At 62.5% G+C, this 16,577-nt stretch carries 18 protein-coding genes; 8 read left to right on the top strand and 10 right to left on the bottom strand.

Going from position 1 to position 16,577, the window contains the following annotated elements; all coding sequences use genetic code 11:
* The coding region (locus tag QZ497_RS06310; RefSeq protein ID WP_295472299.1) for a magnesium chelatase domain-containing protein at positions 1 to 694 on the bottom strand (694 nt) is incomplete at its 3' end.
* A 362-nt stretch (positions 695 to 1,056) separates the two neighbouring features.
* Between QZ497_RS06310 and QZ497_RS06305 the strand changes: the two genes are divergently transcribed.
* Positions 1,057 to 2,730, top strand: coding sequence for a methyl-accepting chemotaxis protein (locus tag QZ497_RS06305; RefSeq protein WP_295472297.1), 1,674 nt, complete (start codon positions 1,057 to 1,059; stop codon positions 2,728 to 2,730).
* Between the two features lie 15 nt (positions 2,731 to 2,745).
* Here the strand turns inward: QZ497_RS06305 and QZ497_RS06300 are convergent, their stop codons facing one another.
* Complete coding sequence (locus tag QZ497_RS06300; protein WP_295472295.1) at positions 2,746 to 3,750, bottom strand: AraC family transcriptional regulator; 1,005 nt, start codon at positions 3,748 to 3,750, stop codon at positions 2,746 to 2,748.
* Between the two features lie 287 nt (positions 3,751 to 4,037).
* Here QZ497_RS06300 and QZ497_RS06295 point away from each other — a divergent pair, with 287 nt between their 5' ends.
* On the top strand, positions 4,038 to 4,352 hold the full coding sequence (locus tag QZ497_RS06295) for a hypothetical protein (protein ID WP_295472293.1): 315 nt from the start codon (positions 4,038 to 4,040) through the stop codon (positions 4,350 to 4,352).
* A 242-nt stretch (positions 4,353 to 4,594) separates the two neighbouring features.
* Positions 4,595 to 5,605, top strand: coding sequence for a methyl-accepting chemotaxis protein (locus QZ497_RS06290; RefSeq protein ID WP_295472291.1), 1,011 nt, complete (start codon positions 4,595 to 4,597; stop codon positions 5,603 to 5,605).
* 125 nt (positions 5,606 to 5,730) lie between these two features.
* On the opposite strand, the gene mqo is transcribed toward QZ497_RS06290, so the two are convergent.
* Complete coding sequence (gene mqo, locus QZ497_RS06285; RefSeq protein ID WP_295472290.1) at positions 5,731 to 7,374, bottom strand: malate dehydrogenase (quinone); 1,644 nt, start codon at positions 7,372 to 7,374, stop codon at positions 5,731 to 5,733.
* A gap of 510 nt (positions 7,375 to 7,884) precedes the next feature.
* Entirely contained in the window at positions 7,885 to 8,148 is a 264-nt protein-coding gene (locus QZ497_RS06280; RefSeq protein ID WP_295472288.1) for an accessory factor UbiK family protein, read from the bottom strand.
* Positions 8,149 to 8,565: 417 nt separating this feature from the next.
* On the opposite strand from QZ497_RS06280, the gene glnK reads away from it, so the two are divergent.
* From glnK to sutA, 4 genes are all read left to right on the top strand, one after another.
* Complete coding sequence (gene glnK / locus QZ497_RS06275; RefSeq protein WP_002555808.1) at positions 8,566 to 8,904, top strand: P-II family nitrogen regulator; 339 nt, start codon at positions 8,566 to 8,568, stop codon at positions 8,902 to 8,904.
* A gap of 32 nt (positions 8,905 to 8,936) precedes the next feature.
* Entirely contained in the window at positions 8,937 to 10,274 is a 1,338-nt protein-coding gene (locus tag QZ497_RS06270; RefSeq protein WP_295472235.1) for an ammonium transporter, read from the top strand.
* A gap of 236 nt (positions 10,275 to 10,510) precedes the next feature.
* Positions 10,511 to 10,936, top strand: coding sequence for a secondary thiamine-phosphate synthase enzyme YjbQ (locus QZ497_RS06265; RefSeq protein ID WP_295472308.1), 426 nt, complete (start codon positions 10,511 to 10,513; stop codon positions 10,934 to 10,936).
* Positions 10,937 to 11,030: 94 nt separating this feature from the next.
* Positions 11,031 to 11,363, top strand: coding sequence for a transcriptional regulator SutA (gene sutA / locus QZ497_RS06260; protein ID WP_295472233.1), 333 nt, complete (start codon positions 11,031 to 11,033; stop codon positions 11,361 to 11,363).
* A 65-nt stretch (positions 11,364 to 11,428) separates the two neighbouring features.
* Here the strand turns inward: sutA and QZ497_RS06255 are convergent, their stop codons facing one another.
* Genes QZ497_RS06255 through QZ497_RS06230 form a run of 6 tightly spaced genes read right to left on the bottom strand, consistent with a single transcriptional unit; the run spans position 11,429 to position 15,999 of the window.
* Positions 11,429 to 12,121 carry an HAD family hydrolase gene (locus QZ497_RS06255; protein ID WP_295472231.1) on the bottom strand — a complete coding sequence of 231 codons (693 nt, stop codon included), beginning with the start codon at positions 12,119 to 12,121 and terminating at the stop codon, positions 11,429 to 11,431.
* Complete coding sequence (gene xerC, locus QZ497_RS06250; RefSeq protein ID WP_295472230.1) at positions 12,114 to 13,013, bottom strand: tyrosine recombinase XerC; 900 nt, start codon at positions 13,011 to 13,013, stop codon at positions 12,114 to 12,116. The genes QZ497_RS06255 and xerC overlap by 8 nt, the downstream gene beginning before the upstream one ends.
* 2 nt (positions 13,014 to 13,015) lie before the next feature.
* A complete protein-coding gene (locus QZ497_RS06245; RefSeq protein WP_295472229.1) occupies positions 13,016 to 13,747 on the bottom strand; it encodes a DUF484 family protein in 732 nt (243 codons plus the stop codon).
* Between the two features lie 13 nt (positions 13,748 to 13,760).
* A complete protein-coding gene (gene dapF, locus QZ497_RS06240) occupies positions 13,761 to 14,591 on the bottom strand; it encodes a diaminopimelate epimerase (protein ID WP_295472228.1) in 831 nt (276 codons plus the stop codon).
* A gap of 4 nt (positions 14,592 to 14,595) precedes the next feature.
* A complete protein-coding gene (gene lysA, locus QZ497_RS06235; protein WP_295472226.1) occupies positions 14,596 to 15,843 on the bottom strand; it encodes a diaminopimelate decarboxylase in 1,248 nt (415 codons plus the stop codon).
* A gap of 9 nt (positions 15,844 to 15,852) precedes the next feature.
* Entirely contained in the window at positions 15,853 to 15,999 is a 147-nt protein-coding gene (locus tag QZ497_RS06230) for a lipoprotein (RefSeq protein WP_295472225.1), read from the bottom strand.
* Positions 16,000 to 16,244: 245 nt separating this feature from the next.
* Here QZ497_RS06230 and cyaY point away from each other — a divergent pair, with 245 nt between their 5' ends.
* The gene (gene cyaY / locus QZ497_RS06225) at positions 16,245 to 16,577 is read left to right on the top strand and encodes an iron donor protein CyaY (RefSeq protein WP_295472223.1); all 333 of its coding nucleotides are present in this window, start codon (positions 16,245 to 16,247) and stop codon (positions 16,575 to 16,577) included.

Genomic DNA, 16,577 nt, shown 5'->3' with positions numbered 1-16,577 from the left:
GCAGGCGGCTGGCCAGCAGGGTCTTGCCGGTGCCCGGCGGGCCGCTGAACAGCAGGTTGTGGCCTCCGGCTGCCGCCACCACCAGCGCCCGCTTGGCCGCCAGCTGGCCCTGCACTTCGCTGAGGTCGGGGTAGGGCTGTGCCTGGGGCAGTAGGCCGTTGGCGCGGTAGGGCGTCATGGGTGTCTGGCCGTTGAAGTGGGCGACCAGTTCGCGCAGGTGATTCACCGCAATCACCGTCAGCCCCGACGCCAGGCAGGCCTCTTCGGCATTGGCGGCGGGCACGATCAAGGTGCGTTGCGCCTGGCGTGCCGCCAGCGCCGCCGGCAACACGCCCTGCACCGGGCGCAACGCGCCAGACAGTGCCAGCTCGCCCAGGCACTCGATGTCCTGCAGGGCCGTCAGCGGAATCTGCCCGTTGGCGCCAAGCAGGCCTAGGGCAATCGCCAGGTCGAAGCGCCCGCCGTCCTTGGGCAGGTCGGCGGGCGCCAGGTTGAGGGTGATGCGCCGGTCGGGGAATTTCAGCCCGGAATTGACGATGGCACTGCGCACCCGGTCTTTGCTTTCCTTCACTGCACCTTCGGGTAGGCCGACCAGCGTCAGGGCCGGCAGGCCGTTGGCGAGGTGGGTTTCGACCGTGACGGCAGGCGCCTGCACCCCGACCTGGGCGCGGCTGTGGACGATGGCGAGGGACATGGCAGCTTCTTCCTTGAAAGGGACGAAGCGGCATCCTGAGGCATTGGCAAGGTGGGGTGAGGGGGGAATGGCTACAGGTTGTTAACACCGACAGGGGCAGTTGGATCTTGGAGGCGCTTGCCCGCCAAGGCAGTAAAACGTTTACGGTCAAGGCAGTTCAGTTAGACCGTGGAAGCGAGCTTGCTCGCGAAGGCGGCGTCATGCTCACAACAAATGGGGTGACTTTGCCGACCTCTTCGCGAGCAAGCTCGCTCCCACACCGGTGTGGTCGTTAAGTTCAATATCCCCTCGGGAACGCCTCAAGATTCGCCCGTTCTGCCGATATCACTGGCATCCTAATATCAAAAAAATCGGGGCGCGGTATGAAATGGAACATTCGCAACAAGGTTCTTTTGCTGGCCATCATTCCGGCCTTTCTCACTGCGTTGGTCCTGCAGCTTCTGGCATTCTCCGAACAGAAGGCACTCAGTGAGCGCAGCCTGGAAGAGACCCGACAAAACCTGATCAAGACCCGCAAGGAAGAGCTGCTGCATTACATGGACATCGCCTTCACGGCGATCAAGCCCCTGTATGACCGCCCCGATGCCCAGTCGCCCGAAGTGCGCAAGGAAGCGGCGGAACGCTTGCGTGGGCTGCGCTACGGCGCCGATGGTTATTTCTTCGTTTACACCGACAATGGCGACCGTGTGGTGCTGGCCGGCAAGGACGAAGGCAAGAACTTCTGGGACCTGAAGGACACCAACGGCTTTTACCTGATCCGCGAGCTGATCGGCGCGGCCAAGCGCGGCGGCGACTTCGTCACCTACTACTTCCCCAAGCCGGGTGGCAGCACCTCGTTCCCGAAGCTGTCCTATTCCCGCTATCTGGAAAAATGGGGTTGGACGCTCGGCGCCGGTTTCTACATCGACGGTGTCGACGCGCTGATCGATGACCAGATGCAGCAACAGCAGAAGGCGCTGGATGAAATGCGCTGGAAACAAGGCCTGACACTGGCCGTGCTGTTGATCATTCTCGCCGCGCTGGCCTCCTGGGTGGCGGCTTCGCTGGTGCGGCCCATCAAGTTGCTAACCAACAACCTGCAGTTGCTGGCCTCCGAGGACGGCGACCTGGCGCATCATCTGCCGGTCGACGGCAACGAGGAAACCGCCGCGATGGCGCAGGCGTTCAACCTGTTCGTCAGCAAGATCCGCGACATGATTCTGGAGTTGACCCGTTGCGTGCAGGCGCTTCAGGAGCGTAACGAGCAGCTGCGCCAGAGCACCCAGCAGGCTGCTGATGCCCTGGTTCGCCAGAACGATGATGCCGAGCAGGTTGCCCACGCGATGGAGCAGATGGCGCAAGCCACGCATAACGTTTCGGAGTCGGCGCAGAGCGCGGCGCAGATGACCCGCAATACGGATGACCAGGCGCGTGCCATTCAGGTCAACGTCGATGAGACGATCCAGTCGATCAGTGGCCTGGCGTCGGATATCGGCACGGCGGCGCGGGATATCCAGACCCTTGGCCAGGATGTGGAATCCATCGGCTCGATTCTGGATGTGATTCGCGCCATCGCCGAACAGACCAACCTGCTGGCCTTGAACGCGGCCATCGAGGCGGCCCGTGCGGGTGAGCAGGGGCGCGGCTTTGCCGTGGTGGCCGATGAGGTGCGGTCGCTGGCCTCGCGCACGCAGAAGAGCACCCAAGAAATCCAGGAAAAGATCAGCCAGTTGCAGCAGGGCTCACGCGCGGCGGTGGCCGCCATGCAGAACAGCATCAAGGTGAGTGAGGTGGCGGTGGCCAAGGCCAACGGCACCGGGCAGATCCTCGCGGGTGTCAGCCAGGCGGTGTCGGACATCAGCGGCGTGAACAACCAGATTGCGACGGCGGCCGAAGAGCAGTCGAGCATCAGCGCCGAGGTGAACCACAACCTGACGCAGATCTCCCGTCATATCAGCCAGACCCAGGGCATGACGGCGCAGAACAATGAGATGAGCCTGGAGCTGGAACTCCTGGCGCGTGAGTTGGATCAGCTGATCAAGCGCTTCAAGGTCTAAGTTTCGATCCGCCGTTCAGGAAGCGGCCTGGCCGTTCCTGAACGCCCCCGGCGTGCAGGCATACCAGCGATTGAAGGCCTTGTGGAAGGCGCTGTGATCGCAGAAGCCGAGCTTTTCCGAAATCGCCGTGATGGTGTCGGTGGTGGAGTAGAGCAGCTGGCGCGCCAGGTCGCGGCGGCATTCGTCGACGATGAGCTGAAAGCCGCTGGCCTCGTCGTCCAGGCGGTTCTGCAGGGTACGCATGCTGAGGTTCAGGTCGCGTGCCACCTGCTCCAGCGATACCACGCCTTTGCCGGTGGTGAGGCCGATCAGCACCAGGTTCTTCACCATGGCGCTGACTCGCTGCTGGCTCTTGAACAATTCCTCATCGGAAAAATTCAGGTGGTACAGGCGCAGGGTCGGGTTGGCGGTTTCCAGCGGCTTGGCGCAATCCGCGAGGGAAAAGGCGAGCTTGTTGACCGGGCTGGAGAAGCTCAGGTGCGGGCCGAATACGGCTTCGAGTCGTGAGCGGTCGGCAGGCTCAGGGTAACTGAACGCAGCCTTCAGGGGCATGGGGCGGTGCTCCGGCTCCAGCCAGTGCACCATGGCCATGAAGATCGACATGCAGCAGTCGATGTATTGCCGCGGCACGCCCAGGCTGTCCAGGCAGAGAAAGTGGAAGCCGACTTCATGCTCGTCCTCGACCAGCGCCTGCGGGGCGCCGTCGCTGAGCAGCACCGAATAGCGCGCCATGGTCTTGAGCGCCTCACCCAGCGTGGCGCTGGACATGATCGCGTACAACTGGGAGTCGTACTGGCCTGGCCGGAAATAATCATAGGCGCTGGCCCCCGCATCGGCGCTGCCGGTTTCTTCAGTGATCTGCACGATCAACCTAAGGGCTTCGTCAAGGTCCAGTCTAGAGCCGTCGCTCAGGGTGCGATCAATATGCGAGCACAACTGTGTAAGTTTGGAGGAAGGCGCCTCCACACAATTAACCAGTTGCAGGACCAGACGAGCACAGGAAACAGAGAGTGTGGGCATGTTCAATCTCGGACAGCGATCGGGGGGCAGCATGCCAAAACACTAAGGCACTCACAAGTGTGGATCCATTTTTGTTTTTTATAGCCTGCTTTCAGGGGACATTACGCGCGAGGCGGCAATAAAAAAGCAAAGCTTAGTTAAGTTGTCAGATGACTGCTAAGGCGCTGATAGTTGTCGCTTGAAAAAAAGAAGTTTGGCATCTGCGGACATTGAATATTGCGTCTCAGGATACAGCTGGCGTTATCCGTACATGCTTCAATGGCTGAAAGATCCAGTGAGGAGCCATGATGGCCAAGGGCGTCAAACCCGCACCACTACGGGAAATCGACATTGATGACGATGTCCTCTCATGCCTCAATCAGTTGGTGGCGGCGGCCATTTCCGGGACCCAGAGCGCTGAGCCTGTCGCCGCATTCCTGATGGCTTGGCACGACGCCGAGCGTCATGGAGGATTCGACTTTTCGGAACTTCCGCGCATGCAACCGGCCGCGCGCCAAGCTGCTGTAAAACTGTTTGGCTGGCTCAGCGAAAATCCGGTAACGCCCGGCGATTTGGGGCTGGACATCATCTTTCAAGCTATCGGTACGCGCTGGGCTTATTAAAGCGCTAACGTCATAAAGCACGTTGCGTTAGACGCACCTCCAATTGATTAAAGTATTCGATGGAATCGTTCGATCAATTCGAAAGGTGCGTATGGGGAATTAACGACGGACGTGCGCTGCCATGAATGGCGCACGCAGCGGCAAAGACCGCCCCGGTTCAAAAGTTTGCGGTGTGAAGCCTGCCACAAGAATGCCTTCCTATTTCTTTCCCTGTGGCCTTCAAGGTCGCGATGTGAGTTCACATGACGCTTCGTTATTTCAGGATTTCAAGCCGGACACTGACAGGCTTCGGCATTCTAGCCGTCATCGTGTTCGGTCTCGGGCTGGTCGGCCTGCAGGCGTTGTCCAACATCCGAGGTCAAGGGCCCGGGGTCGAGAACAAGGATGTGTCGGGTATCGTGGCAGCCGACAACCTGGCCATCCAGTTGTCGCGTACCCGCGTGGAAGCCCTGCGCCTGCTGGCCGTGCCCGATCCTGAATCGGTGGCGGCTACACGCAAGAAGATCGATGAGTTGACCCACAGCGTTCAGCAGAGCCTGGAGCACTACCGGCAGATGGCCGATGACGAGGACGAGCTTGGTGAGCTGGCAGCACTGGCGCGCATGCACGATGAATACCTGGCGGGTATGCGGCAGGCAGCGGATTTGCTGGCTTTCGGCAAGATCGATGTGGCACGCAGCCTGGTGCAGGGCAGAATGGCCCAGCTGGGTGGCCAGATGAACCAGAGCACCGAGCGCCTGCGCGGCATCAACCAGGAGCGCATCCGTAAGTCGGCTGCTGGCTCCGGCGTCGCCTATGGCGAGGCCAGGATGATGACCTGGGGGGCGATTCTCATTGCGCTGTGCCTGACCCTGTTGCTGGCCTGGCAGCTGATCCGCAGCCTGGCCAAGCCGATCAACCAGGCGGTGCAAGCGGCACGCTCCATTGCCCAGGGCGACCTTGGCGAGACGTTAGAGGGGGAAGGACGCGACGAGGCCGCACAACTGCTGCAGTCGATGCAGCAGATGCAGTCGCGTTTGCGCGATACCCTGGTCCTGGTCAGTAAGTCTTCGGCACAGCTCAGCAGCGCTGCCGAGCAGATGACGAACGTCATGCACGACAGCGCACAGGGTCGGCGGCGACAGAATGGCGAAATCGACAGGGCAGCCACCGCCGTGACGGGCAATGTGTCGTGTTCCAGCGAGCAGGCTAGCCAGCAGCTGGCGGCGCTGACTGCCGTGCTCAACGAGCGGCTCAAGGGCTTGCATACCTGAGTGTTCGACCGCCAGGACCGGCTTTGGCCGCCATACCGTTCGGTTGGAGCGGGTAGGCTTCAGCCCAATAAAAAACCCCATCCGGCCAGGCCGGATGGGGTTTTCTGTAACCGCTGAAGCGAGTCTTACAGCGCCATGTCGGTGGCGGCGTTGCTTTCACGCGGCTTGGCTGGAGCAGCAGCCGGAGCGGCAGGTGCGGCGCCGTTTACAGCTGGCGGGGTCGGCAGCATCAGGACTTCGGCGGTGTACGCCCATTCCTTGGCGACGGCTTCTGGGCTGTTGTTCAGCTTGGTGCCGTAGCTAGGAACGATCTGGTGCAGTTTTTCCTGCCAGGCCGGGGTGGCTACCTTGTCCTTGAAGACTTTTTCCAGGACGTTGAGCATGATCGGCGCGGCGGTCGAGGCACCCGGCGAAGCGCCCAGCAGGCCGGCGATGCTGCCGTCCTTGGAAGCGACGACTTCGGTGCCCAGCTTCAGCACGCCGCCCTTCTCTTCGTCACGCTTGATGATCTGCACGCGCTGGCCGGCCTGCCACAGACGCCAGTCTTCTTTCTTGGCGTTCGGGAAGTACTCGCGCAGGGCTGCCATGCGGTCGTCGTCAGACAGCATGACCTGGCCGGCGAGGTACTCGATCAGCGGGTATTCCTTGATGCCGACCTTGGTCATCGGCCAGATGTTGTGCGTATTGGTGCTGGTCAGCAGGTCGAAGTACGAGCCGTTCTTCAGGAACTTGGTGGAGAAGGTCGCGAAGGGGCCGAACAGGATGACGCGCTTGCCGTCCAGGACGCGGGTGTCCAGGTGCGGAACCGACATCGGTGGCGCACCGACCGAAGCCTTGCCATAGGCCTTGGCCAGGTGGGCCTCGGCGATCTTCGGGTTGTCGCTGACCAGGAACGAACCGCCTACCGGGAAGCCGGCGTAGTCCTTGGCTTCTTCGATGCCCGACTTCTGCAGCAGGTGCAGGGCGCCGCCGCCGGCACCGATGAACAGGAACTTGGCGTCGGTAGCGCTTTCGGTACCGTCCTTCAGGTTCTTGTAGGTTACGCGCCAGCTGCCGTCGGCATTGCGAGTGATGTCTTCGACTTCGCTGGAGAGCTTCAGGTCGAAGTTCTGCTTGGTCTTCAGGTGGCCTACGAACTGGCGGGTGATTTCACCGAAGTTCATGTCGGTACCGATCGGTGCCCAGGTGGCGGCGACCTTCTGGTTCGGGTCACGGCCTTCCATCATCAGTGGGACCCACTGCTTGATCTGCGCCGGATCTTCGGAGTACTGCATGCCGCTGAACAGCGGGCTGGCTTTCAGGGCTTCGTAGCGCTTCTTGAGGAACGCGACGTTGTCGTCACCCCAGATGAAACTCATGTGCGGGGTGTAGTTGATGAAGGAGCGCGGGTCCTTCAGTACACCGCTCTTGACCTGCCAGGCCCAGAACTGACGAGAAATCTGGAAGGCTTCGTTGATTTCGATGGCCTTGGAGATGTCGATCTTGCCGTTCTTGTCTTCCGGGGTGTAGTTCAGCTCGGCCAGGGCGGAGTGACCGGTACCGGCGTTGTTCCAGCCGTTGGAGCTTTCTTCCGCCACGCCGTCCAGGCGCTCGACCATCTGCATCGACCAGGTAGGCTCCAGCTCGTTCAGCCAGATACCCAGGGTCGAACTCATGATCCCGCCGCCAACCAGCAGGACGTCAACTTTCTTGACCTCGGCGGCCTGGGCGGACATGAAGCTCGCCGAGAGCGCCAGGCCCAGCAAGGCCGTGTTCACTTTCTTAAACATGTTGTAGTTCCTAGGATTAATGCCGTCCCTCCTGCCACTCTTGTACCGCAGGTGGCCGGGAACAGGCATCCAGTGCCAGGAACTCCAGGGCCAGCCGGGTAAGACTGGAAGGGCGACTCACCAGATCGACGCGGATCGATCCCATTGTTATGTCCCTCCCGTGCTGACTTCTTGTAAGTTGTTGGCTTCAGCGACTTCGATGACACATCTACAGCAGGGCGGCCCGATGTCTTGGCATCGGGCGAACCCCTGACTCACACCCCACCATGGATCACGAGCCCTTGCGTTCAGGCACCCGGCAGGCAAGGCCGGGCGTAGTCCAACCGCCTTCATGAAATGGGCAGGAATGGGGCCTGAACGATTCAGCCGGGCATTTTAGCCGAAAAAGTGCGACAAAAAGACACTTAATCCATAGGGGCTTGGCGTGATAGCCCTGTGAAAGCGACAAAGTGCCGTTATGAATCGGCGGCGATGCGCCGATCTTGAGCGGCCAGCGGCGGCGCCAGGCGATCAGTCCTGGCGTTCAGGACGAGCGGCATTTTCCAGTTCCGCGACCTTGGCTTCCAGGGCTTCCAGACGAGCGCGGGTGCGCGCCAGCACGGCCATCTGGCTGTCGAATTCCTCGCGGCTGACCAGGTCGAGCTTGCTGAAGGCGCCTTGCAGGAGAATCTTCAATTGCGCCTCGAATTCGCTGCGCGGCAGGGGCTTGTCGGCATTGAACAGGCGTGAGGCGTGATCGCTCAGGGCGTCGAGGAGGGCTTTGGGGGCGAGCATGATGATTTCCCGAACTCAGAGGGGCCGGAGTGTAGCACGATGCATCCGGGTGCATTCCTGGGGCGGCACACGCACGCTAAGTGCGCACGGCGAGGTGCACGTGCGCACCGTTATTGTGCGCGGCGCTGCGCCCAGCCCGTGGTCATGAACCTCGGCTGCTGGGCAATCGCTTGATTTCCGTGATTTTTTCCGAGCTGGCAAGCTTTCTGCAAAGACCTGTTTGACCCATGCACTGATGCAGTCGCTGTGACGAATGCAGTGCGGCAGGCGGAGCGGGGATGTTTCGTCAGATGCGGATGGCTGGCGTCGGCAAGCGACCTCACAGGCGGCCGACACGTTACAAAGCCAGGCACTGCGCTTAGACTTGAGACGGGTTTGTTTTCCTGGGGCAAGTCCATCAATTCGGGAGAAAGTTTCATGAAGCTAGTCACTGCAATCATCAAGCCGTTCAAGTTGGATGACGTGCGCGAATCGTTGTCCGAAATCGGCGTGCAGGGCATCACTGTCACCGAGGTCAAGGGCTTCGGTCGTCAGAAAGGTCACACCGAGCTGTATCGCGGCGCTGAATACGTCGTCGACTTCCTTCCCAAGGTCAAGATCGATGTCGCCATCGACGACAAGGATCTGGACCGGGTCATCGAGGCCATTACCAAAGCAGCCAACACCGGCAAGATCGGCGACGGCAAGATCTTCGTCGTGAATCTGGAACAGGCTATCCGTATCCGTACCGGCGAAACCGACACCGACGCGATCTAAGCCGCCAAACCCAACGCCCCAGGAGAAACAATATGACTCTGCGTCAATTCGCAGGGCTAGGAGCCCTGTTGTCCCTCGCTTTACCTGGTCTGGCCCTGGCGGCTGAACCGGCTGCCGAACCTGTGCTCAATTCGGGCGACACCGCCTGGATGCTCACCGCCACCGCCCTGGTGCTGTTCATGACCATCCCGGGCCTGGCGCTGTTCTACGGCGGCATGGTGCGCTCCAAGAACCTGCTCTCGGTGATGATGCAGTGCTTTGCCATCACCGGCCTGATCAGCGTGCTGTGGGTCGTCTACGGCTACAGCCTGGCGTTCGACACCACCGGCATGGAAGCGGGCGTGGTCAACTTCAGCTCTTTCGTGGGCGGCTTGCAGAAAGCCTTCCTGGCCGGCGTGACGCCTGCCAGCCTGACCGGCCCCACCGCGCTGTTCCCTGAAGCCGTGTTCGTGACCTTCCAGATGACCTTCGCGATCATCACCCCGGCGCTGATCGTCGGTGCCTTCGCCGAGCGCATGAAGTTCTCCGCGATGCTGGTGTTCATGGGCGTGTGGTTCACCCTGGTCTACGCACCGATCGCCCACATGGTATGGAGCGGTGTCGGCGGCCTGATGTGGGACTGGGGCGTTCTGGACTTCGCAGGCGGTACCGTCGTGCACATCAACGCCGGTGTCGCCGGTCTGGTGGCCTGCCTGGTGCTGGGCAAGCGCAAAGGCTACCCAACCACTCCGATGGCTCCGCACAACCTTGGCTACACACTGGTCGGTGCTGCCATGCTGTGGATCGGCTGGTTCGGCTTCAACGCCGGTTCCGCTGCGGCGGCCAACGGCACTGCCGGCATGGCGATGCTGGTCACCCAGATCGCGACCGCTGCTGCCGCGCTGGGCTGGATGTTCGCCGAGTGGATCACCCACGGCAAGCCAAGCGCGCTGGGTATCGCCTCGGGCGTGGTGGCCGGCCTGGTTGCCATCACTCCGGCAGCCGGTACCGTCGGCCCGATGGGCGCTCTGATCATCGGCCTAGTAGCGGGTGTGATCTGCTTCCTGTGTGCCACCAGCCTCAAGCGCAAGATGGGCTATGACGACTCGCTGGACGCCTTCGGCGTGCATGGTATCGGCGGCATCGTCGGTGCGCTCCTCACCGGCGTCTTCGCTGCGCCTGCCTTGGGCGGCTTCGGCACCGTCACCGACATCGGCGCCCAGGTCTGGGTGCAGTTCAAGGGCGTCGCCTTCACCGTGGTCTACACCGCTGTGGTGACCTGGGTCATCCTCAAGGTGCTGGACGTGGTCATGGGCCTGCGGGTTACCGAAGAAGAAGAGGTCGTGGGTCTGGACCTTGCGCAACACAACGAGCGTGGCTACAACCTGTAAGCCAGCCTGTAAAAAGTGCCCGGTTCTGCCGGGCATTTTTTTGCCTGAATTTTAGGGATCAAGCGCACTTCGGCGCTGTCATTGATTGTGCACGCGGCGATGTTATAGAACCTCTGTGCCGCCCATGGCAGAGCATCTGCCAGCCTTGGGTGAAGCAGACGGGCAACTCGGTTTATCGCGCGCTTTGCTTTTTTCTCAGGCGAGTTAGAATGCGCGCCGAACGTGCGGAGAACAGTATGTGGCAGCAAGCTGTGATAACGCTCAGGGCCAGGCCCCGCGGGTTTCACTTGGTGACCGACGAGCTCGTGGCAGGTCTGCCCGAGCTGCGCAGTTGTCGTGTCGGCTTGCTGCATCTGTGGTTGCAACACACCTCGGCTTCGTTGACCGTCAACGAAAATGCCGACCCGGCTGTACGTCGTGATTTCGAACGCTTTTTCAACCGCCTGGTCCCTCAGGATGTGGCGGGGTTCGAACACAACGACGAAGGTCCCGATGACCTGCCGGCGCACTTCAAGGCCAGTTTGCTAGGCTGCCAGCTGATTTTGCCGGTTTCCGCCGGACGTCTGGCGCTGGGCACGTGGCAAGGTGTTTATCTCGGCGAGCATCGCGATCATGGCGGTGCTCGCCGGGTTCTGGCCACCCTGCAGGGTGACTGGGAATAACCGCTGGTTTCAGCGGTGCTGGTTCTGAAGGCGGCTCGACTTTAAAGGCTGCTCGGCTATAACTAATCTGCTTTCGCAAGTCATGAGGTAGAACATGAGCGACGACGACAACGACAATGACGATCTGGTAGACGATCTGGAAGGCGAGGACGACGGCGAGGAGCTCAGTGCTGCGCCCGAGGACGACGCCCCTGATGCCGAAGATGGTGCCGAGGCTTCGGCCACGCCCGCCAAAGGCAAGGCCAAGGCTGCGGTTTCGGTCGATGAGCTGCCCAGCATCGAAGCCAAGCAAAAGGATCGCGACGCTCTGGCACGTGCCATGGAAGAGTTCCTCGCTCGTGGCGGCCAGGTACAGCAAGTGGAGGCCAATGTGGTCGCCGATCCGCCCAAGAAGCCGGACAACAAGTACGGCAGCCGCCCTATCTGAGGCGTGCTGAAGAAAAAGCCCGCTGTCGCTGCGGGCTTTTTCTTGTCTGGCGTATTGAAGGCTGGTCAGGCCCAGCGCGCCAGGACTTCCGGCAGTTGCGACAAATTGTGGATCTGCGCGTCGGGGCGATGCGCTGCATCCCAGGCGTTGCCCTGCGGGTTGAACCAGATGGTTTTCAGCCCGGCGCGCTGGGCCCCGCCGACATCGTCTTGCGGATGATCGCCAATGTGCACGGCCTGGTCGGCCGCGCAGTCGGCACGGCGCAGCGCCTCCTGGAAGGGCGCCGGGTCGGGCTTGCCGATGCCCAGGTCCTCGGCACACAGGGCGAAGTCGAAATAGTCGGCCAGCCCCAGGCGACGGATATCGGCGTTGCCGTTGGTGATCACGCCCAAGGTGTAGGTCTTGGCGAGGATCTCCAGGGTCGGCACCACCTCCGGGAACACCTGCACCTGATGGCGCTCCTGCAGAAAGGCCTCGAAGCTGCGTTCGGCGAGGTCCATGGCCTGGTCCTGGTCGTAGCCGACATCGCGCAAGGCGTGGAACAGCACCTGGCGGCGCAGGGCGCTGATGCGGTGCTTCAGGCTCGGCTCGGCGGCCACCAGCCGGGCGCGGATGGCCCCCAGATGCTCTACAGGCACCGAGCCCAGGCGTGGGGCGTGCTCGACCAGCCAGTTGCGCAGCAGGGCTTCGGCGCCCTGAATGGCCGGGACGTTGTCCCACAGGGTGTCGTCCAGGTCGAAGGTAATCAGCTTAATCATCGGTTTTGCCCTTGCGTCTGGCCCTGGGGTGGGCGCTGTCGTACACGGTGGCCAGGTGCTGGAAGTCCAGGTGGGTGTAGATCTGTGTGGTGCTGATATCGGCGTGGCCGAGCAGTTCCTGCACCGCACGCAGATCCTGGGACGACTCCAGCAGGTGACTGGCAAAGGAATGGCGCAGCATGTGCGGGTGCAGGTTCTGTCCCAGTTCTCGCTCGCCAGCGGCCTTCAGGCGCAGCTGGATCGAGCGCTGGCCCAGGCGCTTGCCATGCTGGCCGATGAACACTGCCTCGTCGCGTGGGTTGGCCAGGGCACGCAGGTGCAGCCACGCCTGCAGCGCCTGGCGGGCCTTGCTGCCCACTGGCAGGACGCGGGTCTTGTTGCCTTTGCCGGTAACCTGCACCAGGCCGTCGTCCAGGTCCAGCTGGTCAAGGTCCAGCCCGGCCAGTTCCGAGAGGCGCAGCCCGGAAGAATAGAACAGCTCCATGATCGCCTGGTCGCGGCGGGCCAGAAAGTCGTCTTCCACGGCGCCATCGAGCAGTTGCGCGGTGCGGTCGGTGTCCAGGGTCTTGGGCAGCCGGCGTTCGCCCTTCGGCGGTGACAGGCCGGCGGCCGGATCGTGCTGACACAGCCCTTCACGATTGAGGTACAGGTACAGTCCGCGAACCGCCGAGAGCAAGCGTGCCAGGCTGCGCGAGGACTGTCCTTGCTGATGCTGGCGGGCGACGAAGCTGCGCAACTGCTGCGGGTCGAGGGCCGACCAGCTGGTGAGCTGTTGCTGACGGCAGTGCGCCAGGACCTTGTCCAGGTCCCGGCGGTACGCCAGCAGGGTGTGCAGTGACATCTGGCGCTCACTGCGCAGGTGCGTGCAGTAGGCCTCCAGCTGCTCTTCCAACGCTAGCGCACCGAACGCAGGGCGTGGGTGAAGCGTGGCAGCAGGCGGCTCAGCACCTGGGCGATGTAGCCAAGGAACAGGGTGCCGATCGAACTCTTGTAATGCTGCGGGTCATGGCTGCCCACCGCCAGGACACCATGCAGGCCCTGATGGTTGAGGGTCACCAGCGCGGTCGAACCCACGCCCTTCGCCTGCTCGGCGCCGAACAGGAACGCCAGCTCGTGCTCGCGCAGTGCGCCACACACGGCCTTGTCGCCCATCAGCCCGCCAATCGCCTTCTGTGCTTCGGCGCTGCTGACCCAGCGGCCCACGGGCATGCCGTTTTCACCGAACAGAATCAGGCTGACGAAGGGCACCTGGAAGTCATGACGCAAGCCGTCCTCGACCGCCATGATCAGCTCTTCGAGGCTGCCGGCGTCCATCAGCGCCAGGTTCAGGCGTCGGGTCTTCTCGAACAGTCGATCGTTGTCCCGGGCGACGTCCATCAGCTGTGACAGCCGGTGGCGCATCTCGATGTTGCGTTCGCGCAACAGCTTCAGCTGGCGCTCGACCAGCGAGACGCTGTCGCCGCGCTGATGCGGAATGCGCATGCTCACCAGCAGCTCATCGTGCTCGGCGAAGAACTCCGGGTGCTGGAGCAGGTAGGCGATGACCGCCTCTGCTTCCAGGTTGGGCGCCGCGTCCTGATGGGGCGGCAGCTCGGTGATGGTTGAAGCAGGAGGCTGATCGGTCATCGCATTTGCTCACTCATAGACGAACCTGACCTTCGTAGACACGCACCGCCGGTCCGGTCATCAGCACCGGTTGGCCCGGCCCCGCCCATTCGATGGACAGGCGTCCGCCGGGCAGGTCGATCAGCACCGGGGAGTCCATCCAGCCCTGGCTGATCGCTGCCACGGCTGCGGCGCAGGCGCCGGTGCCGCAGGCCTGGGTTTCCCCGGCGCCGCGTTCCCAGACGCGCAGCTGCGCACGCTGACGATCCACGACGTGCAGGAAACCGACGTTGACCCGCGCCGGGAAGCGTGGGTGGTGTTCGATTTTCGGTCCCAGTTGATGCACGGGCGCGTTGTTGATGTCATCCACCCGCAGCACCGCATGGGGGTTGCCCATCGACACGGCGGCCAGTTGCACGGTGCGACCGTCGACTTCCAGGTCGTAGCTGTCGGCCTGCTGGTCGGCCTTGAACGGGATCTGTTCCGGCACGAAGCGCGGGGGCCCCATATCGACGCAGATCTGACCGTCGTTGCGTACGTCCAGTTCGATGATGCCGCTCTTGGTCTCGACGCGGATCTTGCGTTTGGCGGTGAGGCGTTTATCCAGCACGAAGCGGGCGAAGCAGCGCGCGCCGTTGCCGCACTGCTCGACCTCGGAACCGTCGGAATTGAAAATCCGGTAGCGGAAGTCGACGTCCGGGTTGTTCGGCGCCTCGACGATCAGCAACTGGTCGAAGCCGATGCCGGTGTGCCGGTCCCCCCACTGCTTGGCGTGCTTGGGTTGGATATGCGCGTGCTGGCTGACCAGGTCGAGGACCATGAAGTCATTGCCCAGGCCGTGCATCTTGGTGAAACGCAGCAGCATGGGGTCACTCCGGCAGCAGGCTTTCGCCGGCGAACAGCTCGGTGAGGGTTTCCCGACGGCGGACCTGGTGAACCTCGGTGCCGTCGACCAGCACTTCGGCGGCGCGGCCACGGGTGTTGTAGTTCGAACTCATCACGAAACCATAGGCGCCCGCCGAGTGAACCGCCAGCAGATCGCCTTCGGCCAGTGCCAGTTCGCGGCCCTTGGCGAGGAAGTCGCCGGTCTCGCAGATCGGTCCGACGATGTCGTAGTTGCGTGGCTGCGCATCGCGCGGCTTGACCGCCGTGACGTTCATCCAGGCCTGATACAGGGCCGGGCGGATCAGGTCGTTCATCGCCGCGTCGACGATGGCGAAATCCTTGTGTTCGGTGTGCTTGAGGTACTCGACCTGGGTCAGCAGCAGCCCGGCGTTGGCGACGATGAAGCGGCCTGGTTCGAACACCAGGCCCAGGTCGCGGCCTTCGAGACGCTTGCGCACGGCCTCGATGTAGGACTGGGCCAGCGGTGGTTCCTCGTCACGGTAGCGCACGCCCAGGCCACCGCCCAGGTCGATGTGGCGCAGGTGGATGCCGCAGTCGCCCAGACGGTCGACCAAGTCCAACAGGCGGTCCAGTGCGTCGATGAACGGCTCCAGGGTGGTCAGTTGCGAGCCGATGTGGCAGTCCACGCCGATCACTTCCAGGTTCGGCAGCTGCGAGGCACGCACGTAGACGTCTTCGGCCTGGGCGATGGCGATACCGAACTTGTTTTCTTTGAGGCCGGTGGAGATGTACGGATGGGTACCGGCATCGACGTCCGGGTTGACCCGCAGCGACACCGGCGCTCGTACGCCCAGTTCGGCGGCGACGACTTGCAGGCGTTCGAGTTCTTCGCTGGACTCGACGTTGAAGCAGTGCACGCCGACCTCCAGGGCACGGCGCATGTCGTCGCGGGTCTTGCCCACGCCGGAGAAGACGATCTTTTCGGCGCTGCCGCCGGCGGCCAGTACGCGCTCCAGCTCGCCGCGCGAAACGATGTCGAAGCCTGCGCCCAGGCGCGCCAGGACATTCAGCACGCCCAGGTTGGAGTTGGCCTTGACGGCGAAGCACACCAGGTGAGGCATGCCGGCCAGGGCGTCGGCGTAGGCCTTGTACTGCGCCTCGATGTGGGCGCGCGAATAGACGTAGGTGGGGGTGCCGAAGCGTTCGGCGATGGCAGACAAGGCCACGCCTTCCGCGAACAGCTCACCGTCGCGGTAGTTGAAAGCGTCCATGGAGATACCTTAGTAGTGCTTGTGCGATTGCGACTTGCCCTGCGCGTCGGCAGATTTGGTGTCGTCAGGCAGGTACAGCGGGCCTTTCTGGCCGCAGGCGGTGACGAGGCAGGCAACCGCGACGAGCGCAGCAAGCGAGGCGATCAGGCGCTTCATGGCGAAATCCTTTGTATAAGCTTTGATTGGCGCCGAGTATACCGGCCACCCGGCGGCTTGCCTATGCGGCGGCCTTTCCGTCCGGCGGGGCTTTGACGCGACCGGCGGTCTGCGCTGCCGGCCCTGCGGAATATTGACGATGGGGCGTCGCCCTGCACCATGACACTTTGCATTTGCCTGGCGGCAGCCGTATCGTGCGCGCCATGTGACAGACGACACGCCGCCATTTTTCCGAGGTTCACGTTATGAGTTTGACCGAAGCCCGCTTTCACGACCTGGTCGATGCCACCCAGCAGGCGCTGGAGGACATCTTCGATGAGAGCGACCTGGACCTTGACCTGGAAAACTCCGCCGGCGTGCTGACCATCAAGTTCGACAACGGCTCGCAGATCATCATCAGCCGCCAGGAGCCGCTGCGCCAGCTGTGGCTGGCGGCGCGCTCGGGTGGTTTTCACTTCGACTATGACGAAGAAGAGCAGCGTTGGGTATGCGACACCAGCAACGAGCTGCTCAGCGAGATGCTGGTGCGCATCACCCGTGAGCAGGCGGGTGTCGAACTGGACTTCGACGAGATCTGA

The sequence above is a fragment of the uncultured Pseudomonas sp. genome (genome assembly GCF_913777995.1).
Classification (GTDB): Bacteria; Pseudomonadota; Gammaproteobacteria; order Pseudomonadales; family Pseudomonadaceae; genus Aquipseudomonas.
Note: the sequence above shows the minus strand (reverse complement) of the source record. Positions and strands in the feature narration are given on the sequence as shown.